The following is a 20,287-nucleotide window of genomic DNA, read 5'->3' as shown; positions in this document are numbered from 1 at the left end:
GAATAGATAAATATCCAACTAAAGTTTACAGATATTCCTTTAAGCTAACAGGCAGAGCGTAGACTTTTTCAAACAAAAGAGGTATTCATGGTATTATATGTAATTATAGGGCGTTGGGGGGATCAAAATATGGAACGAAAAATTCAACTAATGGAAACCTACGTAAATATCGATTTTGGAAACTCTCCGTTTTTAAACTTAGATAAAGGGTTGCAAATTCCATACTCTTCAATCAAGGGAACAACAACAGGTAGGCCGATACCAGATGGTTTTAAACTATATGGTGCTTTATTCGGAGAAATGAGAAATGGGTTATTTAGATCCAATGGTGGCTTTCAACTACACTTTTTTGAAAAAGAGCTTGAAACCCTCCATTTAGATTTGAATAGCTTTAAAGTTGGCATGTTCAAAATATCAAAGTTGATCATTGGTGTTCAAAATCCTGAAGAAATAAGTAAAAATATTTCCGAAAGAGTGAAGTGATATCTTGTTGAAGACCTGTTCACGATGACTAATTTAGAACATTCCCCATATAAAACTTAAGAATTAAGACTGGATTAGTTTCTATATATCCTTTCAATGAGGATAAAAAATTGAATGATGGGACACTCGGTATAGAAGGGATTACAAATTTTTATCACAAGATCGCAAGGAGAGAATTAGTCATTGGAGCAACTTTGTTGAACTAACGGGCAGGGATAGTTCAATGGTAAGATAAAGGGAAATGGCATTGGGAGGTACTTCAAATGGAGAATTGGATTCCATTAACAGATGAGCAATATCGCATTGTTTGGGATAAGTTCTACGAGGTTTTTAATTTTAACCCAAGTACTCGCAGTAAGGACTGGCCTTCTTATACCTTACCGAACCCTTATATCACTTACAAGATAACTGAACATAAGGATTCAGATATTGATGATTTAGAAGAGAAATGTATCAACGCTTTAAAAGCAATAACTGAACAAGATGAGTATGTCTTTGCTTTGGACTGGCAGCACGAGTCCTTCTTGTATTATCCACACTTGGAAAAAGAATCGGCGAAATGGAAAATGCCATTTTACCCCGACGGCGATTATTATTTTTATTTACATAATGAATTCAAATGGGGATACTTAGGACACCCATGGGAACAGACAATTACTATTTTTGGAGCTGAACTATTACAACAGTTTGAAATCAACTTTCCATCTATATTAGGGAAAGTTGTACGACAAAGTTGATCATTTTTGATTCCGCTAATGGGACACATTAGATCAAAACAACAACGGAGTAGTTTTCCAGTCCGCAGATACTTTTTTACAAGATCCACCACGGTAGATCTTGTAAAAGGCTGATGATGGATTTAAATAGTAGGCTTATTCTTGTTGCTCTATAAACCTCAAAAAGGGATCCATAACTCTTACTTTCCGATAAGGATAACCACAAAATAAGACCACGCTGCCATTGTTAAGCTAAAAGAGATAAACATTCTGTTTGCTGTCGTTCTCTTCTCGTTAAGTAAAAAAGGTAAATAGAAATGAATAAAAAAATAGGCATAAGATAAAAACCATAGACTACTGCTATGCCCTGCATTAAACCACCCCACATATTAGATACATTGGAAATGATACTGGAACTATTTGTAGAAGTCTATAAAAGAGTACTGGTAATATGAGGAGATACCGATCAAATATGTTTAAGTTTATATTAGGTGTGGGAGTTTATTTTTTGCAACTTTGCTTATGAGTTATTACTTTGTAGGAGTTAGCTTTATAAAGTCTATACAGATGGCATCTCTTATTACAATAGTACATATTTTAATACTTTCTATAGATAGGCTCTACAAGAGGAAAAGTTACGGGAAACGTTAGTTCAGTATAACACGGGGCAGTTCGCCGGTTGGCAGCTGCTCCTTTTTCATTAAGCTAACGGGCAGGTTAGTTCAATTAAACAAGGGCATAATACGCGTTGCGTTTCTGATTTGAGTGTTGGACAAAAGTCGTATGAAACTCTTCTAAATAGGGGGCCTGATATTGCTCCCCATGAAGGATTTTAAGGCTGATAGAAGAATTGTATAAAAAACCAATTTGATGACTAATTTTGTAAGAGCATTAGATTCTTTGTCGAATGTCACATGCATGTAAGGAAATGATGTATAATTATGTTGTAATTAGTAAACAAATTCCAATTCGAAATGGAGGAAGAGTCATTGAAGAAGAAGATATTGTCATTTTTCTTGGTTTTTTCGTTAGTAACTACTATGTTTGGAACTGCCTTTGCAACTGAACGTGTTGATAGTAGTGACACGTCTCAAAGTTGGACTACTTTTTTTGTTGAAGAGAATGCACAGGAAATAATAGAAGGCCTTTACGAGAACCACGCTGGGTCTTTAACTTCAATTCCGGTGAACAGTGAGGAAGAGGCTAATAGAATCATTGAGAGAATTGAAAGGTTGGAACCAGTCACTGTTGAAGTTTACAGGGATAGTACATATTCTAACGTTGACACTTCTGAATCTTTAGAGGTAAGTCCCTTTCAAACTCAAGTTGCTAAAGTCAGTGCTACGCCAACTTATATATTTGATAAAATAAGTTCAAATAAAGGAGAAATATATGTATATTTAGACATCAACGTTACAGGTGGTGGTATTGAAACATCGATATCTAGAGCTAAAGGATATGCTGGAGCAGGTACAAATGTTGGATCTGTAAGGATGGATATAAATAAATGGAATATTCCCCCGATGAGAAATTTACATGTTGCTGTGCATGATGAAATACTAATTAATTTTGTCTCCGATAATATACAGGTTGAAGGTTATGTAGAAGTTTACTTATTAGGTGGTTGGAATAATGCTGACTTATTCTTTGACTGGGAGAGTGATTTTTAATTCTGTTTCGAATATTAAAATAAGTTCATTATGAGCGCGTGGCGATTGAGCTATGCGCTTGTATCATTTCTTAAGGAGGGGTAATTAATGATTGAAAAAGTTGTTTTTAAAACGCACAGCAATCTAATTAATAATGCAAACCAAGTACATGAAGATGTACTTAAGCAGGAAAGCTATACAATAAAAGATAATAAAATAATAAAGAGAGAGATCTTAAATTCTGGATTAAACGTAAAAGAGATTCCGTTTGAATTGAAGTCTATCAAAGAAGTAATACTCGCCAATATAGAAGTACAATTCGCATTGTATCAATTCTACATAATGTATAGAGCAGTGGGAAATAAAGCAGAACACTCTCAAGCACAGTATGGAGGCGAACTGCAAATTCCTAATAACAATGATCCAGTAAACGATCAATTAATATGTGAATTGCTTTCAATCTTTGATAATATACGTGTGGTATACAAAAAAAGCACGATCCATATTCAAATCAACATGGTCAGAATGGACACGAAAAAGAAAATCCTTGGTATATATAAAACTCTATATGAAGAATCCCGTTTAAATTCTTTTATTCTATCCTTTTTGAGTAAGGATAGATATCATTTATACGAAAGTCATTCTAATATGATTACTTACAAGTATAGGCCTAATAGAGATCAATTAATGGGTATTGAGGTTAACGAGGAAGAATTATCATTCATAAACTCTATTTATAAGCATCTTACTCTAGCTCCTTATATTATGTTCTATTTTGTAGGCTGGACTGAAGAAGAGGTTAGAACAAGTGAAGAGTTACAAAAACTAGCAAAACATTTCAATAAAATAGCTTTTCTATCAAAAGAAGATCAATTTGTGTCACAGATGCTTATAATATATAACTAGAAAAAAACCCGGACTAGATAGATGTAACATCGAAATTGCTCAGGATTTTTAAGTATAGAGCGGATCACAAGTTTAAAAGTAACATCGCCAATCAACTGTCAGAAGACTAGAACATTGCAGATCCAAGAGATGCAAATACAGGGAGTGTAAAACCCAAAAACCACAGCAAGCGCTTGAGCATTCATCATCTTTTGTCGGGGGACAAGAACATGGGCCGATTACCGATTAGATAAATATCTAACTGAAGTTTACATCTATTTCATTAAGCTACCCTGAAAATTAATTCATAGCGTAACTCTAAAAAAGACAATACGAAACTAGGCGCAGCTTGCAAGATTTTTAAAAAGGCTGCGTCGCTTGGTTTGAGCAGGTTAATTAGGATACTTCAGATGTGGCCAGGGTTACGGTAAATCCAAGGTTTTCTAGCTTTCGAACGGTTTGTTTGACGATCGCATCTTGGTGTCGTTTCTCAAAATAATCGGAGCCTAAGTCTTTATAATCTTCTTGCCTGGTTAGTAAATGGTAAGCAATGGTCATGATGGAATGGGCTACAGCAACAGCTGCGCGGTGCCTTCCTTTGCGAGCTGCAATTCGCCTGTACTGGGCACCGAGATAATTATCAGATCCCCGTATGGAATGAGAAGCTTCGATGAGTGCGGATCGGAGATATTTGTTGCCTTTACGTGTTTTGGAGGACTTGCGTTTGCCTGCACTTTCATTGTGACCTGGAACAAGACCAACCCATGAGCATAAATGGGCTGAACTCGGGAAACGAGAAGCAATGTCCGTGCCAATCTCGGCGAGGATTTGTTCTGTCGTTCGGGCTGCGATTCCCGGAATGCTATCCAGTCGATCCAGGTCTTTTTGGAAAGGGGCGAGCCGTTTGGCTACCTCCATATCCAGCTCTATGATTTGTTCGTTCAGGAAGTCGATATGGGTAAGCATGGTTTTTAACATCATCCGCTGATGTGAACTCATGTTGCCCTTCAGCGCGAGCTCGAGTTCTTCTTTCTTTCTCTTCATGGATCTGCGTGCAAAGCCAGCCAGTGTCTCCGGATCGGTTTCACCATTAACCATGGCTTCAAGCATGTCTCGGCTCGAGAGCCCCATAATGTCTGAGACGACAGAAGCGAGCTTGATATTGGCACCTTCCAAAACTTTTTGCACACGGTTATGTTCACGAGAACGTTCTTGAATCAGACTCCGACGATAGCGAACAAGTTCTCTCATTTCACGTTGGTTACGATCGGGAATATAGCTAGGTTTAAGCAGACCATGCCGAAGTAGATTGCAAATCCATTCCGCATCTTTCACGTCGGTTTTCCGTCCGGGAACTGCTTTTATGTGCTGTGCGTTGACGACTAGGAATTCGATATCTTCGGCTTCCAGCAGGTTCACGATGGGTTTCCAAAACACACCGGTGCTCTCCATGGCCACATGAGTGCAGCGGTGGTTCTTAATCCAATCGATGAGTTCTAAGATAAAGACCGTGTGGGTACGGAAGGTTTTAATCTCCTTTCCTTCAGGTGTAATGATGCATGCAGTAATGTTCTTCTTGTGAACATCCAAACCGCATGCTCGTTCGATGAGAACATCCATGACAATCACCTTTCTACGGCAAAGTGAAATTGGGGGCTGGTGCAACAACCAAAAAGGGTTAATCTACCCTGCGTGCTTCCTAAACAGGAGCGACATTCAATGGTGCACCGAGGTCGCTGGGGTCAGACTAACGGAAGGGTTCAGGACACCATAGTTTATCGACCTCCCTCGCCAGCCGTAAGAATAGTATAGAACGTATCCATAAAATTTTCATTATTCTGTGGTGCCCCGGGAGGGGCATGGGTGGCTAACGGGAAACGTTAGTTTAAAAACAGTATAGAGCAGATTGCCGATTGGCAGCTGCTCTTTTTCATTAAGCAAACTGGCAGTTTGGTTGAGCACGAAATTTAGGAAGGACTTGTAAATCTCTTGGAGAAAATAGTATTTACTTGAGAGAGTGGGGTGCTTATATGGAACTAACGTATGACGAATTTCTAATAAGAGACAGACAAATTGGTTTTGCACGTATCATTACTGATTGGGCAACGGTTTATTAATTTATGTGATGTTTTCATAAATGAATAATATAGAGGTAGGGGACTAGGGAAGAAATTAATTGAAGTTATAACCGAAGAATTTGAAGGTATGATGGGCTTACTCGGTACGTTAGACGGTCATGGGCTTTACGAAAAGTATGGATTTATGAGAAATACTGAACGTTTTATGAATAGAAGAACTCGCTAACTGATCACAAAGCGGGAGCGCGGAATCAAGACTCTGATTGAACTAAAGGACATTATCTTGAATGTAACCTGATAGAGCATTCGCCAGCGTCTCCTGTATTCAGCAGGAATAATCTAACAGGAAACGTAAATTCAATGAATAGAGAAAACAATCCCTATAAATTGGCTGCTCAATTCTAAGTCATCCATATAATATACAACATCACATTCGTAGAAAAAGGGGTCTTAAGAAATGAAAGAAGGACATTTTGAAAAGATTAATTTATATGACATTACTAAGGAGATATCCGAATATAGAAACTGGATTGTGAATGAAGTAAATGATCATGTCCTACGTATTGCGGTTATTAATGGTGAATATCATTGGCATAAGCATGAAGATTGTGATGAGTTGTTCATGGTTCTTGAAGGAGAACTTTTGATTGATTTGGAAGATAGGACGATATCACTCAAACCTGGAGAAGTTTTCACTATTCCACGTAATGTTATGCATCGTACTAGGTCTAATGAAAGAACGGTTAATTTATGTTTTGAAAAATCCTCTAACGATATATCTGGCAAAACAGCAGAAAGTCTATAATACGAATGGGCAGGTTAATTATATTAGAACTCTCCCCATAATCAAGAATTACTTTTGATATAATCGTTAGGTACTTATTTTATTGATTTTGCTACAAGACTTAAAAAAACAATTGGAAGGATGATCACACTCTTGATTACAGGAAGAAAAGTCCAGCTACGCCCTGTTTCGTTAGAGGATTTTAAAAGGACGTTCGAATGGCGAAACGATGAAGAATTTGCGAAAATGAGTGCAGGCACGGACTTATTCCGATATAGTCATGTTACCTTGGACCAGATTGAGTCCACGTATGAAAAGGAAATTAGAACACTTGATCGACGGGAAAAAGGTGAATTTTCCATTTATACGCAGGAGGAAGATCCAAAGCATATTGGTTTCATTGTCTACCGTGAAATGAATATTGTTGCACGGCGGTGCACGATTGGAATGGGAATTGGCGATAAAGAGTATTGGAGCAAAGGATTTGGATCTGATGCTCTTAAGACACTGATCCATTATTTATTTCAAACGATGAACTTAAACCGTGTGCAGCTTGATACTTGGAGTGGAAACGAGCGAGCTATTCGTTCCTATGAAAAATGCGGTTTCGTTGTCGAGGGACGGATGCGGAACCATTCTTTTGTAGATGGAAAGTACTATGATACTGTTGTGCTGGGGTTATTGAAAGAGGAATTTCAATACTGAAGAGATTTATTTATGAGATAGATTTCACGAAGGCAGCTGGCGAAAAGGATGGATGCCTTTGTTCATCTAATGGCAAACGTTAGTTAAATCAGTCAGGAGCAGTTGCCAGTTGGTAGCTGTTCTTTTTACATTAAGTACGGGTGTTTATTTTTATAAGGAGGCTTCTACGATGATTAAGGATGAATGGTTTACAGTACAGAGCATTGACAATCGTACCTATGCAATCAGTGAATACGGACATTGGGAGAAGGTGCATTCTTTTCTATTATTGGGGGAAGAGCGGGCCGCACTGATTGATACAGGTCTTGGCATCGATAATATGAGGAGAGTAACCGACCAGTTGACGACTTTACCTCTGGATGTCATTACAACACATGTCCATGCAGATCATATTGGAAGTCATGGGGAATTTGAACGAATCTACGTCCATCCCGCCGATGAAGACTGGTTAATAAACGGAATTCAAGGCTTAACCATCGAGCAGATTAGAAAGGATATGAGCAGAAACATTACACTCCCCACACCATCTGCCTTTAATCCGAGTACATATAGACCCTTTCAAGGACAGCCATCAGGTCTGTTAGAAGATGGGGATATCATCGAGCTAGGTAACAGAAAAATAGTCATATATCATACGCCAGGTCATTCTCCAGGTCACATCTCTGTATTTGATGAGGCTAACGGGTATTTGTTTACCGGTGATCTGCTCTATGATGAGACCCCTGTATATGCTTTTTACCCTTCAACAAGCCCAGTTGATTTAGTTCAATCCTTAGAACGAATTGCAGAGATTCCAGGTGTCAAGATGGTGTATGGTTCTCATAATACATTAGGACTTGACCCTAGCATTTTAGAGGAAGTAAAGAGAGCGACAACGTACATGAAAGAGAACGATCTTGTTAAATTCGGAACCGGGGTACATCATTTTGGACGTTTTAGTGTGCAGTTCTAAAGAGGAGGGGCCAACATTTCTACTGCAAATCAACTCACCCCACATAAGAAATATGTTATCTTCGCCTGTCTTGCCTTAATTATCCTTGGCCTTGTCCTGTATCATCGCGGGACTCCGTTTGAGCGGACATTCGATAGCGTAATATATTCCACAGAAGATTCATATAAGCAGAATACAACGATACATATAGAAGGTGTGCGATATAAACGGCTCTCCGGCGAGCATCGAATTGTCGGCAGTGTCACAGTAGATCAGGATTTGACATATCCCATCACGGCAGACCTGGATGGTACGGATTATATTCATCACATAGTGCAATGGGGTGAAGACAAAGTGCCACGGACGGCAGGGGCCATTCATATTTCGAAGGATTTCAGCACGATATGGATTAAATCCGATGATTTTGATACCAAATACAGTATAATGGATGGATATGCATTTGGGCCCACTGAAGCTTGGGAAAAGCTCAAAAGTACAATGCCAAGTGATCGAAAGTAACAAGGGTACCAAGGAAAGGGGATTAAGTTGAGTATTATTATTTCGATTATAGGGTTGATTATTACTTTTTTTATCATTAAGCTGGCAATTGATGATTCCAAGAACACCAAATATAACAAGCTCATCTTAAGAGAATTAAGAGAGATGAATGAATATCTGAGAAAAAGAGATGAAGAATTGCGAGCACCTCGTCAGGACTCTATAGACCAATGATCAAATAAGAAATGGTCTATTCATTTCTACATATTTCCCTTTTAAGTGCTAGTGCAGGTATACTCTTGCTTGGATCAATTATGCCTAAGAGCTGTAAGCTCATGCTGAATTCTTATTGTCGGTGTTGGTGGTGACACTAATCCTCAATAACTCGGTGTGAGCTTTTTTATATAGGTTACTAAATTCAGAACTGACGTACCAATAGTTGAAAGAGCGATGTTTCTTGAAAGAAAGCAACTTTTCTAAATTTTATTGCGTTAATTTTTATAGATAGGATTAAAAGGGGGATGATCATTATGTACAAGTCCATACCCATTATTTTCATCTTTGTTTTTCTTCTCATCATGACAGCTTGTACAAGCAACGCAACCGACTCGGCATCACAGCACGAACAAAGTGAAGTTAATTCGGATCAGCATAGTAAAACAGTTTTGCATGCTCAGGAACTATTGCCTTTTTTTAGAAAAGAATCAGCTTGTTAATGACTCCGATGTGATTATCTTTGGAACGGTCCTTTCTCAGGAAGTACAAAAAGATTTTAAAGGACATCCTGCCACGGATACTTTCATTCAGGTGGAAACGGTATATAAGGGAGAGCCTGCTGAAACGGTAGAAGTGCGGGCAAGTGGCGGGGAGACTGATGATATGATTTACGTAGTGAATGAAGGACCCCCTTACGTTTGACATCGGAGAAGAAGTCGTTGTATTTCTGAGTCATAATAAAGGATCTTTACCGGATAAAGATTACTTTGGATATTATGTAGTCGGACTAACCCAAGGAAAATTCAGTGTCGATACTCAGTCAAATGGGATCATTGAAAATGGTACGGGAACGTACAGTTTCAACTTTAACAATCTTCAAAATGAAATTGATGATCTTGAAGAATATAACAAAACACATGATGTTTCAAGAGTGATTCTGCCGGAAGGGTAAGAAAATGGTATTTAATATAGAACAATATCCGTCTTATTTGCTTGCTTTCATACGAAATAATATAGATTTACTGGACAAAAAATTTAACGATATCTATAATCTTAACTATGTTTTTACGCTTCAATGACAAGAGGAGTACTGTAGATGAAGATGAGTATAGATTTTACAAAGGACGATTATTGGAAGCTGAATAAGTATGTGATGTTCCATATGCCACAATTTAAGAATATGATCCTCCTGGTCATGATCCTATTGCCAATCCTGATGTGCGCTGCATTAAAAGTGCTCGGCAGATCTTGGGAGGTCTCGATTATACTAGGTCTGCTTATTGGGATACTTGCGGATCTCTATGTTGTTTTTTCTGTGAAGCTAAAGGTGCAGCGACATGTGAAGACGAACAAAGGCCTGATCGGTGAGCATACGATTGAAGTAAATGAACAGGGCTTTACCGAAACAACCTCGATTAACCAAACGAATTACCCATGGAGCAAGGTAGCGCATCTTCGTGAAGATCCTCAATACTTCTATGTGTTTGTGAATGATTCGCAGGGCATTGGTGTTCCGAAAAGAGGATTTGCTAACACTGCGCAGCAAACGGAATTTAGACAATTAGTGGAGAAGTACGCCAACCGTCGTTGGGGTTAACAATGATCACTCCATCATTTTGAGAAAAGCTCATCTGACCCAGATGATGCTTTTTTTATTTAAACGAAACTTATCCCCCTGTCGCATCGTTATTGTAAATTAAGAATGATCATTCTGAATACAATCTTAGAAGATGCTTACGAATGGAGTGATGGCATGGTAAACGAACCGGCTGGGTTTTGGATTCGCTTTGGAGCTATTTTGCTAGATGCAATTATTGTGGGTATTCCTTTGGCATTTGTGACCTCTTTCATTGTTGGGAACGTAGAAGAGAATTGGCTGAATGATACGGTTAGCTTTCTGTATTCCTTGCTTCTGCCTGTATTTTGGAGAGGGTATACCATAGGGAAATACATTTGCGGAATTAAGATTCGCAAGGTATCGGACAAAGGACCTCCCGGGATTGGCACGATGCTGCTGCGAGACGTTGTTGCCGGTCTGGTTTATGCAATTACGTTTGGAATCGGAACGATTGTCAGTGCACTGATGGTAGCGATCCGAGAGGATAAGCGCTCCCTTCATGATTTTATTGCAGGAACCGAAGTCGTACGCAACTAAAAAAAGGGATAGCTCAAAACGCTGCGGGTTTCGTACGAAGAACTCTAGAAGCGGGTTGAGCTTTTTTTTCGCAACTCTCCTCATATAGCAAGCGTCTATACTATATCATCATCGGGAGGGCAGAATTTTGAAGATTAGGAAATGGCTTGTGCTATGTACAATGAGTCTTGTCATATTTATCGCGGCAGGATGTACAGAGGAGAAGAAAAAAATTGAGAGTGATATTGTTAATGAAGGGGCTGTATCCATTCAATTGGAGAGTATAGATTCCTATTTCAGTCCTGGAGACAAACCTTTTACCTTACAAACCATAGTGGACAAGGACGAAGTAGAGCAATTTGTTCAGGCGATTAACCAGGCGCAGGAAAGGCTCGGGATGCTCGATTATAGTCCCATGTTTGAAATGAACATTACTTATTCCGACGGCACATCAGAACTTTATCATCTGAATGTCGTCAATGGAGAAGTAGCAAGAGGACTGCTCGTTAGACTTGGAGAACAGTATGCTGCTTATGAAATTCCGGAAGATGCTTATGCAGAACTAGCAAGACTAATCTATAATGAAATAGAATGATACCACATCGAGGAGCGAAGTCACCATGAATAAACTAATCAAAGTGAAAACAAATCGAGCGAGGAATGTCATCTTTGCCGTCCTATTGCTGTTACTTATTCTAGCTTATACCTGCCCAACACAAGAAGATTATTATGCTTGGCTGCATGAGGAACACGGTATTTCATGTGATCAATATAATTACGTGGATGGACTTGGCTGTGTGAAAGACGGACAAATGGTCCTCCGTTCAGGGTCTACTTTTAGCGGTATGATCTTCAACAAGCGTGAGATGAAATATAAGCTCTTAGAAGATGGTACGGTGTATAAAGTAAATACAGTAGGATTTATTAATACTTTCTTCTAGGGTTCGATGCTTGCTATGCCGACGTAGATGCTCTATTTGCCTATTTCAGCCGTGATGAAGTAATTAGCAGATCTAACAATGAAAGAGGGATGATCTATGGAAGTTCGGCAGATGGCAACAGCGTACCTGTTTAACGAGGATAAAGTGCTCATGCTAAAAAGATTAGGAAGCCGGCTTCCTGATGATGCCTTCTGGACCGGACTTGGTGGCCATCTCGAACCGGAGGAGCTGTCTCATCCCAAAGAGGCGTGTATTCGTGAAGTGTATGAGGAGTCCGGCATCAAGAGCGAGGATATCATAGATTTAGAGCTGAAGTATATTTTACATCGAATCAAGAATAGTGAGATACGTCTCCAGTATGTGTACTTTGGTAAAACGGATATGGTAGATCTAGCAGCTTGTGATGAAGGAGAGCTGATCTGGGTACCGAAAAAGGAACTGCTTAACCTCACCATGTCCAGAATTAATAGCTTCATGCTGGAGCACTACCTCACCAGTCCTTCCAGTCAGCACATTATGGTGGGAACGATTACCCTAAATAAGCTGGGAAAACCCCTAATGCAATGGTCGGAACTGAAGGACCCCCTCATATTTTAGGATTAGCGAAAAAGGAGGAGGCAGTTATGGATTCTGTTGTAGTTCCTATTTTAATTAATAATTCGATTCAAGATCATGAAGTGCCTGATTTGCGGCAGTCTGTCGGATGGGACAGGAGAGAGCAGGATTATCCGATTTTGTTCGAGCGATGTTTGTTATGGGGAAGTGCACGAGATATGAACGGAAGGCTTATTGGATTTGGTTATATTACCGGGACAGGACTCGAGCATGGTTATATGGAGGATATCATGATCCATCCGGAATATCAGAGACAGGGCCTGGGCAAGCAGTTGGTTCAGGCGTTGCTGCATGCGGCAGAGGCTGCACGAATACCTATAGTAACTGTAACTTTTGCAGATCAGCATGAATTATTTTACATAGAGAGTGGATTTAAGCGATGTAGAGGAGGCGTATGGAGATCAAGGGGAGAGGAGCGTTAGCTCCATGAAAAACAGAGCGAGATTAGATGGAAGAAAGAGAAGGTTTAGAATTCTATTCATCATCGGTTTACTGATTTTTCTAGGGTATGTGCTTGCTGTCATTGCAGGGATCTTCTCATTTCAGTCACAGACCCATGAAAGTATGGGTGAAACAGCACCGAATGAACCTGTGAAAATGTATGTTCTAAACGGAAGCGGAGATCTGTGGAATATCCAGGACTATACTATTCTAATCGGAGCAGGACAGATTATGCGTGGAAAAGCAAAGCTGTCTTATATGGGAGATTCCAAAGATCTTCAAAATATTCGTCATATTGATGTAAGCTTCTACGAACAGATGGACAAGGACAGCAGGGAAAGTGTATATGGCTGGTCAGCCGAAGCAATAGGAGTGGCATCTGCATCACTAAGCAGTATTGAAGATAATGTGAAAGAGATGGGTACTAATACTGGGAGTTATTCTTACGATGAACTGAAAAAGAATGCAGACACCTATGAATCGACTTCTGCAGTAATTACATGGGAAGATCTTAAAGGACAATCCTATTCAGATACAGTGGAGCTATCGATTGCCCATTCTGCTGAAATCGTTGGCCTTGCTGAGGAGTAGTTAGGAACAGAACTGGCTTCACAGATATAAAAAATAAAAGATGGACGTAGAGGTTCACGTCCATCTTTAGTTTTTTATTAAACGCATTGCATTCAATTTATAGTTACATAATCCCCTACACAGCCTTTACGTTGATCATGACGATGCGGCTGTGCGGCAGAGAGGGCATCTCATGAAAGCTGAAGCTCAAATCCTGCTGAGGGATATCATACTCCATCTTGTTCGCAAGATAATCGAGACTCTCCTTCATGATTTCGATCGTGATCCATTCACCGGCACAGCGGTGTCCTGTATAGTGATCTCCGCCGCCTTGCGGAATGAAATTGAATGGACTTCTATTCCAATCATGGAAGCGATCCGGTCTGAACTTCTCAGGATTATCCCACAGATCCGGGTGATGGTTCGTACCGTACAGATCAAGGAGGGTTAGAACACCCTTCTCAAATTCATACCCTTGCCAAGTAAAATCCTTGGTTGGACGTGCAGGCAGGAACGGGAAGAAGGGATAGAAACGGCGTACCTCCTGCACAAAATTCTGAAGATAGTCTTCTTCTGCCGTCGCCAGCTTCTTGCGCTCCTCAGGCTGCTGAATGACCGCCAGTGCCGTGAAGCAGATATAAATAGCGATCGCGACGATCGGGCGCAGGATGTTGATGATTTCTACGGCAGCCGTTTGTGAATCGAGAAGCTCTCCCTTCAGATCACGGTGCATGGCGAACGTGTGGAGTGTGCTCTGTTCGGGTGCTTCTATTTCACCTGTACGGACTTGCTCAACCAGGCCACTAATCCATTTCTCCGCCTTAGAGCGGGCGTTCTTCCCCTTCATGTGCTTGATACCGATTGCAGCGGTGGCTTCAATCATGGCGCCAAACCAGGCTGCTTTTTCTTGTGCTTCCGCTTCTCGCAAAGGCACGCCTGCCCACTCGCAGGCAGCCCGGCACAGGAGCTCCTGTGCCTCCTCATAGAGCTGTACCTTCGGCATAGTCTCCCACCGCTGAGCGGCAAGGGCCCAATGCTTGCGAGTGATCGTCCGCATTTGGGCAAGGGCTTCTGTGGACATCACGGACATGAACATATTTTTGCGATGATGATGTTCTTCTCCGTCCAAGGATTGAACGCCGCCCTCACCAAATAGAGTATGGATGACCCGCTTCGGTGCAGCGCCAATTCTTTCAAATTTATCATTATCATAGAACAGCTTCGCAGCTTCCTCTCCCCGCATACAGATTGCGCGTTCACCAAGAAGACGTGTTTCAAAAATATCCGATTGGAACCCGATTGTACGATTCGTTATGTATAGGTAGCCTTCACGCAGCACACTTAAGCTGTGATCCAGGGCTTCCTCTTTAGGCAAGAGCTTCTTTTCTTCCACCTGCATCCACCTCCTAATTAAGGTCAAAATGAGACATACATCATTTTAGTACCCTTATACGGTAGGATTAAACAAGACAGAAGGCTTTATGTACTTGCAGGAAGCTTGGTTCCCTTGTAGACCGCGTAGGTCTTATACGTTCCGTCTTCTGCAATTTCGAGACAGTTCAGCTGTTTGCCATAGGCGCACGCACCGTCAATACCGATCTTGTCCTTCTGGAACCACACGCCTGGAGATTCATGCAGATGCACCGTCGGCGTATGACCGAATACAACCGGCTTATCGAGACTGGTGGGCTGATCGTGAAAGAGATCGCGTATCCATATAAAATCATCCTTCGGCTGCTCTCTAAAATCTGCATAGAATGGATTAATGCCTGCGTGGACGAACAAGTGGGTATCCGTTTCATAGTAATAAGGCAAGGCTTGAAGAAATTCCAAGTGATGAGGATAATGCTCCATAATATAGGCCTTTGCTTCTGCATAGGCATTTTTGTTAAAGTAATGATCTTCGAAGTAGGAAGGGCCCATGTAGCTCTCGACCGTCTGGTATCCTCCGTTTTTTAGCCAGCGATCATCCTCCTGCAGCAGCATCGCCTCCAGGAACAGCTGATCGTGGTTCCCCCTTAGTGTAACGACACCATAATCCTGATGAAGCTGTATGATTTGGTTAAGTACTTCCTTGCTGTTCGGTCCGCGATCTACATAATCGCCGAGGAGTATGAGCTTGTCCTGCTCTGGTATGTAATTTGCTGTATGCAGCAATGCGTTAAATTCTTCGTAGCAGCCATGAATATCACTGATGACCAAGGTTCGAATAGCAAGCTCTCCTTTCCTGATATATCTTGTTTCTGCAGCTATGTTATTGCTAAAAGAAATTATATATCAAATAGAGGGAAATGACGTTGTTTTCTGTAATTATGATAAATATAATCAGCTTGGGAACAGATCGCAACAGGAAGAGTAGCTATTATCTCTTGTAGAATTCACCGATGAGCAGGAAAGGATGATCCAAATGGATATTCATTTGTTTAAAGAACTGCTATGTACAAAGCTCGATGATCTCGACAAAAGAACCTTGCATGTGCTTCATCAGTTGAATGATGATGAGGTGAACTATCGCTACAATGAAGCATCCAACAGCATTGCCAACTTGGTTGTGCATATCAGCGGCAATATTGATGAACGCGTTCGTCGAGGCATTCGGGGATCCGATGTAACGAGAGACAGAGACGCCGAATTCGATGTGTTATACCGTACAAGAGATGAGCTTATCGAGATCACAAAGGAATCGTACCAAGATGTTAGACAGACCATTGAGCTAATGAGTGAAGAAGATTTGATGAAGACACAAGTCATCCGGGATCAGGAACGGAGTAACCTGGATATTCTGTTTGCTTGTGTGACGCATTTCTCGGAACATTTGGGGCAGATGCTGTACCTTGCCAAAATGCTCAAGGATCAGGATTTCAGTACGGCATCCGTACCAAAAAGAAAGTAGAATGGAATGAATTTCGGTCCTGCCTTCGTTTATAACTCTCTTCAAACGTTTATATATGTATCAAGATGAACAATTAAGGGAGAGACTTCATATGGCAGGAAATAGAGAACACCTAACCAAACGCAAGAAGAAGATTACTGTTGGAATTATTGTTGCTGTTCTATTGTTAGCTTCATTTTTGCTCTATTATTTTGGTAACTTTACAGCTGTAGAAGTATAATATAGTGAATTAGAATATAAGCTTCAGCTTGAATGCCCTCGCGTGTGAATGCGGGGGTTTTTGAGTTGTAGACAATCGTGTAGAATATAATAGAAAATCCAATATTTTCAATATAATCTAAAGGTTAGATATTAACGTATCAGGGGGAACTTATGAGATTCTATATTGCTTCGAGCTTTAGAAACATGGAGCATGTTCATTACACTGCTGCACAGCTTGTCTTGAGAGGTCATACACATACCTATGATTGGACCAGACATGGGAAAGCCACTACGCATGCAGAGCTCGCTGCAATTGGAGAAGCGGAAATGGAAGGAGTCATCCGTTCCGATGTGTTCATTATGATGATGCCTGCAGGCAAGGGAAGTCATATTGAGCTGGGTATTGCCCTGGGTACAGGAAAGGAAGTATGGATATACTCAGAATCAGAACATGTCTATGAACCGGAGCAGTCCAGTACGTTCTATCATTTGCCTGAAGTCAAACGATTTGTAGGGACGATTGAGAATTTGATAGAATCTGTATCCAAATATGAGAGAGTAAAAATAAAATGAAGAAGAGGCTGCTTATTACTGTGGGAGTGTTGTTGTTCCTTGCCGTCATTACATCACATCCAGGTCCTTCTTTCTAACGGAGCCTCCGGATCTGATTGGGCGCTTGGATGAGCAGGAGCTTCTCTTTCACAAAGGCTCGTATGTCTGGACGAGTGGGTTAGCAGATGCACCGGAACCAACGGAAATAGCCAACCAATATGAGGGATATGAAGTGGCTCCCAGTACAGACATGATTCTCTCTTTCTCTATTCAGCCTTCGGAGTATTCGGTTGTACAAGTAACAAGTACGGAGCGGAGCGCGATGCCGGTAAAAGATAATACGATCCGAACCCCTTCTGAGCCAGGCACATATTTCATCGTGGTATATGGGGAATGGCCGGCAGGGACAGGTACTTATGTCGTTAAGCTTGAGGTGATCCCGAAGTAATTGGAGAGCACCAATCATATCCGGAAGGATGGTCATCCCAATGCACCCTAAACCACAGCTTGTGCTTGATGCCGGAGGGGTAATCACGGCAAATTTGTCGCCCAGCTACTGGAATGAACTGACGTTATCAGATATAGTCTCTGGCAATAGTGTTGTTCGCAAATTTAAAGAAGAGCTCAGGGAGTCATTATGGTCTGGGCATATTTCGGAAGCGGAATTCTACGTTTGGATAAGAAGGCAGATGAATGAAGTAGATCAAAGTGATGAGGTCATGAGGCGAATGCTGCAAACTCATTTGAGGCTTTTGCCTGCTGCGGAATGGGTAGCGAAATGGTCTGAAAAAGCAAACATACATATTCTAAGTAATCATAGACATGAATGGTTATCACCTGTATTGGCACCACTTATGTCTTACATCACATCCTGTACCATTTCGAGTGAAATTGGCATGTGTAAACCGGATGCTGCTATCTACAACGCTTTGCACGGCAGGCTGGAGCATAGTGATGAGATTTATTTTGTAGATGATCAAGAGCGTAATCTGCTTCCTGCAAGAGAGATGGGATGGGAGACCATTTTGGCAGATTCGACAGGGCAGTGGACTAAGACTGTCAATGAACTATTGAAGTGCTGACCAGGAATCTTCCGCTTTCTAAATGAATACGGTAGTATGTGAGCTTGAACAACTTCTGATGTTTTTGCCGAGTGAGTGACTCTCTAGTCTGAGGATTGAAGCTGCTATGATCAACACTTTGAGGAAATAAAGTAGTTCAAAGGGGGAGTTTACTTGAATATAGAAAATGTGGATATAAAAATCAGCGAGCTGCACGAGCGTTTTATGGCATCCAATTTACCGCTGCGGTATACTCTTCAGGAAGCAGATCATCTATTGAAAAGTAAATATGGTGTTGTTGTTGTGAACCCATTGGAAGTATACGACCTGAAAAAAGACCCTCTAATCCATTACAATCATATCGTAAAAATCTATCATGTGAACGACAGTCAAATTCTATCCTCCATCTTTACTTCTCAAGAGCAAGAAATGATAAAAGAAATGCAGGCAATTCATGCAACGGTCCCTTCCGATGAGAGTTCTTTGACGGGTGCAGAACGGCTGTGGAGAAAGATCAGGCAGGGCAGATTGCTTCGCATTATTATAGAAAGTGCAGATAAACAATACATTACCGGATTTACACTTCAGGGGATGAGCCAGCAGCTACTGCAGGAATTATACATATTAAGAGGCCTCCGAGAAGAAGAATGCCATCTAGGTAATGAAAATTACGCAACCTACCTTAAGCTCCTTCATCAACGAGGCTATATTTAGCGTGGGTCTATGGTTGAAGAACGATTTTTGAGGAAGTCAAAGGAGAGTGTTATGATAAAAAAACACATTTTTATTTCGTTGTTATTAATGATCTTACCAACTTTAGCAGGCTGCAGTTTGATTTCAACTTATGAACAGACACCGATCGAAATGGTGGCATTCAGTAGCCTTACACATGAAGAACAAGCTTTAATACCTGCTAGCCCGAAGGATTCAAGCGTAGAGAAAGTAAGAGTTAATGAGGAGAACGACTCCTATATGTATAGTAATGTAGGCAATGATCAAGTTTATGCTGTGACTTTCAATCATACCGGTACGAATACTTCGGGTGATCTTGTCGTCTATGTTGACTTGGATAAGGAAACTGTTGTTGGCAAAGGATTTACGCTCAAGTAGCTTTATGAGAGCTATATTTTCAATGAAGAAGCAGATAAAAAACAGCCAGCAGCATAATCACTTGTTTTACACATTGTGTGAGGGGAAAATGATGAGTAGATTTCATCCGAGATTTTATTTACTTGTATGTATAATAATATTTACGTTAACAGCATGTTCTTCCAATACTAACACAAGCTTTTATTCTAATGGCTACAATGAGATAGAAGAATTAGAAAAGCTTGATGATTTTATTAGAGATCAAGCTTCTGAATCTTCGAAACCAGTAAATTATGATCTGACGGTAACTTCAACTTTTAAAAGCGGTGAAGATGCTAATATGATCGTTTACGATGTCTTAGTTAATAATGTAAAAGAAGAAATGGAAAATATCACAATATCATTCACTCTTGAACCAGAAATGATAAATAACTTAGAAAGTTATGATTTAATCACAATTAGTGATCCTGATAATGTAAAAAACAATAAACTTAAACCAAATGAGAAGCCACTTGGTCTAAGTTTATATCGGGGATATGTATTAAAAGAAGAAGGAGAGCTATCAAAAAACATAAATAATATTTATAAAAATGTTTATGTTAAAATATCATACGATACGAATGGAAAACGTACTGATGAATATCGAAAAATGGTTGCCACACCTTCTACTGAACTAGTAAATTACTTGAAAGAAACATCATCACTATAATTACCAATTAAATAATGCAATAATTTTATCGCCTCACCTCGAATCAAGTTTGCACGAGAGTAAGGCATTCCTATTTTGTGGGTCGAATCTTACTCAAAAATCGGTACACCGTTTCTCTCAAGACTGGAAGCATAAT

Annotated in this window: 29 protein-coding genes; 26 read left to right on the top strand and 3 right to left on the bottom strand. The window is 40.4% G+C overall.

Annotated features, from left to right (window positions below):
- Positions 1 to 129: 129 nt before the first annotated feature.
- The 4 genes from TCA2_RS03575 to TCA2_RS03560 all read left to right on the top strand — a co-directional run bounded on the left by TCA2_RS03575 (position 130) and on the right by TCA2_RS03560 (position 3,754).
- Positions 130 to 483: a hypothetical protein gene (locus TCA2_RS03575; protein WP_152557604.1), complete on the top strand. Its 354-nt coding sequence runs from the start codon at positions 130 to 132 to the stop codon at positions 481 to 483.
- A 263-nt stretch (positions 484 to 746) separates the two neighbouring features.
- Positions 747 to 1,220, top strand: coding sequence for a DUF2716 domain-containing protein (locus tag TCA2_RS03570; RefSeq protein ID WP_047910136.1), 474 nt, complete (start codon positions 747 to 749; stop codon positions 1,218 to 1,220).
- 968 nt (positions 1,221 to 2,188) lie between these two features.
- Entirely contained in the window at positions 2,189 to 2,869 is a 681-nt protein-coding gene (locus TCA2_RS03565) for a hypothetical protein (protein WP_047910135.1), read from the top strand.
- A gap of 87 nt (positions 2,870 to 2,956) precedes the next feature.
- Complete coding sequence (locus TCA2_RS03560; RefSeq protein ID WP_047910134.1) at positions 2,957 to 3,754, top strand: hypothetical protein; 798 nt, start codon at positions 2,957 to 2,959, stop codon at positions 3,752 to 3,754.
- A gap of 375 nt (positions 3,755 to 4,129) precedes the next feature.
- Here TCA2_RS03560 and TCA2_RS03555 read toward each other — a convergent pair whose 3' ends face one another.
- Positions 4,130 to 5,353 (bottom strand): IS110 family transposase, encoded by a 1,224-nt coding sequence (locus TCA2_RS03555; protein ID WP_047910133.1) that lies wholly within the window; start codon positions 5,351 to 5,353, stop codon positions 4,130 to 4,132.
- Positions 5,354 to 5,908: 555 nt separating this feature from the next.
- Here TCA2_RS03555 and TCA2_RS27965 point away from each other — a divergent pair.
- The 14 genes from TCA2_RS27965 (at position 5,909) to TCA2_RS03485 (ending at position 13,667) form a co-directional block, all read left to right on the top strand.
- Complete coding sequence (locus TCA2_RS27965; protein WP_370510313.1) at positions 5,909 to 6,037, top strand: hypothetical protein; 129 nt, start codon at positions 5,909 to 5,911, stop codon at positions 6,035 to 6,037.
- A 231-nt stretch (positions 6,038 to 6,268) separates the two neighbouring features.
- Positions 6,269 to 6,616 carry a cupin domain-containing protein gene (locus TCA2_RS03550; RefSeq protein WP_047910132.1) on the top strand — a complete coding sequence of 116 codons (348 nt, stop codon included), beginning with the start codon at positions 6,269 to 6,271 and terminating at the stop codon, positions 6,614 to 6,616.
- Between the two features lie 132 nt (positions 6,617 to 6,748).
- Positions 6,749 to 7,300 carry a GNAT family N-acetyltransferase gene (locus TCA2_RS03545; protein WP_052511710.1) on the top strand — a complete coding sequence of 184 codons (552 nt, stop codon included), beginning with the start codon at positions 6,749 to 6,751 and terminating at the stop codon, positions 7,298 to 7,300.
- A 169-nt stretch (positions 7,301 to 7,469) separates the two neighbouring features.
- Positions 7,470 to 8,252 (top strand): MBL fold metallo-hydrolase, encoded by a 783-nt coding sequence (locus TCA2_RS03540; RefSeq protein ID WP_047910130.1) that lies wholly within the window; start codon positions 7,470 to 7,472, stop codon positions 8,250 to 8,252.
- A 195-nt stretch (positions 8,253 to 8,447) separates the two neighbouring features.
- Complete coding sequence (locus TCA2_RS03535; RefSeq protein ID WP_047910129.1) at positions 8,448 to 8,750, top strand: hypothetical protein; 303 nt, start codon at positions 8,448 to 8,450, stop codon at positions 8,748 to 8,750.
- Between the two features lie 27 nt (positions 8,751 to 8,777).
- A complete protein-coding gene (locus TCA2_RS03530) occupies positions 8,778 to 8,963 on the top strand; it encodes a hypothetical protein (protein WP_047910128.1) in 186 nt (61 codons plus the stop codon).
- Between the two features lie 661 nt (positions 8,964 to 9,624).
- Entirely contained in the window at positions 9,625 to 9,897 is a 273-nt protein-coding gene (locus tag TCA2_RS03520; protein WP_047910126.1) for a hypothetical protein, read from the top strand.
- Positions 9,898 to 10,041: 144 nt separating this feature from the next.
- Positions 10,042 to 10,542, top strand: coding sequence for a YcxB family protein (locus tag TCA2_RS03515; RefSeq protein ID WP_047910125.1), 501 nt, complete (start codon positions 10,042 to 10,044; stop codon positions 10,540 to 10,542).
- Positions 10,543 to 10,698: 156 nt separating this feature from the next.
- On the top strand, positions 10,699 to 11,100 hold the full coding sequence (locus TCA2_RS03510; RefSeq protein ID WP_047910124.1) for an RDD family protein: 402 nt from the start codon (positions 10,699 to 10,701) through the stop codon (positions 11,098 to 11,100).
- A gap of 127 nt (positions 11,101 to 11,227) precedes the next feature.
- Complete coding sequence (locus TCA2_RS03505; protein ID WP_047910123.1) at positions 11,228 to 11,674, top strand: hypothetical protein; 447 nt, start codon at positions 11,228 to 11,230, stop codon at positions 11,672 to 11,674.
- A gap of 25 nt (positions 11,675 to 11,699) precedes the next feature.
- Positions 11,700 to 12,020, top strand: coding sequence for a hypothetical protein (locus TCA2_RS03500; protein WP_047910122.1), 321 nt, complete (start codon positions 11,700 to 11,702; stop codon positions 12,018 to 12,020).
- A 96-nt stretch (positions 12,021 to 12,116) separates the two neighbouring features.
- Positions 12,117 to 12,617, top strand: a complete 501-nt coding sequence (locus TCA2_RS03495; RefSeq protein ID WP_081872171.1) for an NUDIX domain-containing protein — start codon at positions 12,117 to 12,119, stop codon at positions 12,615 to 12,617.
- 26 nt (positions 12,618 to 12,643) lie between these two features.
- Positions 12,644 to 13,057 (top strand): GNAT family N-acetyltransferase, encoded by a 414-nt coding sequence (locus tag TCA2_RS03490; RefSeq protein ID WP_047910121.1) that lies wholly within the window; start codon positions 12,644 to 12,646, stop codon positions 13,055 to 13,057.
- 4 nt (positions 13,058 to 13,061) lie between these two features.
- Entirely contained in the window at positions 13,062 to 13,667 is a 606-nt protein-coding gene (locus TCA2_RS03485) for a hypothetical protein (protein WP_047910120.1), read from the top strand.
- A gap of 115 nt (positions 13,668 to 13,782) precedes the next feature.
- On the opposite strand, the gene TCA2_RS03480 is transcribed toward TCA2_RS03485, so the two are convergent.
- Positions 13,783 to 15,045, bottom strand: coding sequence for a cytochrome P450 (locus TCA2_RS03480; RefSeq protein WP_047910119.1), 1,263 nt, complete (start codon positions 15,043 to 15,045; stop codon positions 13,783 to 13,785).
- An 80-nt stretch (positions 15,046 to 15,125) separates the two neighbouring features.
- A complete protein-coding gene (locus TCA2_RS03475; protein WP_337999922.1) occupies positions 15,126 to 15,848 on the bottom strand; it encodes a metallophosphoesterase family protein in 723 nt (240 codons plus the stop codon).
- Between the two features lie 205 nt (positions 15,849 to 16,053).
- Here TCA2_RS03475 and TCA2_RS03470 point away from each other — a divergent pair, with 205 nt between their 5' ends.
- From TCA2_RS03470 to TCA2_RS03440, 8 genes are all read left to right on the top strand, one after another.
- Entirely contained in the window at positions 16,054 to 16,539 is a 486-nt protein-coding gene (locus TCA2_RS03470) for a DUF1572 family protein (RefSeq protein ID WP_047910117.1), read from the top strand.
- Positions 16,540 to 16,630: 91 nt separating this feature from the next.
- Entirely contained in the window at positions 16,631 to 16,759 is a 129-nt protein-coding gene (locus TCA2_RS27800; RefSeq protein WP_274359723.1) for a hypothetical protein, read from the top strand.
- Between the two features lie 152 nt (positions 16,760 to 16,911).
- The gene (locus TCA2_RS03465; RefSeq protein ID WP_047910116.1) at positions 16,912 to 17,313 is read left to right on the top strand and encodes a nucleoside 2-deoxyribosyltransferase; all 402 of its coding nucleotides are present in this window, start codon (positions 16,912 to 16,914) and stop codon (positions 17,311 to 17,313) included.
- A gap of 103 nt (positions 17,314 to 17,416) precedes the next feature.
- Entirely contained in the window at positions 17,417 to 17,740 is a 324-nt protein-coding gene (locus TCA2_RS03460; RefSeq protein WP_047910115.1) for a hypothetical protein, read from the top strand.
- A gap of 40 nt (positions 17,741 to 17,780) precedes the next feature.
- Entirely contained in the window at positions 17,781 to 18,374 is a 594-nt protein-coding gene (locus TCA2_RS03455; protein WP_052511708.1) for an HAD-IA family hydrolase, read from the top strand.
- 153 nt (positions 18,375 to 18,527) lie between these two features.
- Positions 18,528 to 19,067, top strand: a complete 540-nt coding sequence (locus TCA2_RS03450) for a hypothetical protein (protein ID WP_052511706.1) — start codon at positions 18,528 to 18,530, stop codon at positions 19,065 to 19,067.
- A 117-nt stretch (positions 19,068 to 19,184) separates the two neighbouring features.
- Positions 19,185 to 19,463, top strand: a complete 279-nt coding sequence (locus tag TCA2_RS03445) for a hypothetical protein (protein WP_238546270.1) — start codon at positions 19,185 to 19,187, stop codon at positions 19,461 to 19,463.
- Positions 19,438 to 20,151, top strand: coding sequence for a hypothetical protein (locus tag TCA2_RS03440; RefSeq protein WP_152557600.1), 714 nt, complete (start codon positions 19,438 to 19,440; stop codon positions 20,149 to 20,151). Before TCA2_RS03445 ends, TCA2_RS03440 begins: the two co-directional genes overlap by 26 nt.
- The last annotated feature ends 136 nt before the right edge of the window (positions 20,152 to 20,287 follow it).

Source organism: Paenibacillus sp. TCA20, assembly GCF_000732325.1.
Classification (GTDB): Bacteria; Bacillota; Bacilli; order Paenibacillales; family Paenibacillaceae; genus Paenibacillus; species Paenibacillus urinalis.
Note: the sequence above shows the minus strand (reverse complement) of the source record. Positions and strands in the feature narration are given on the sequence as shown.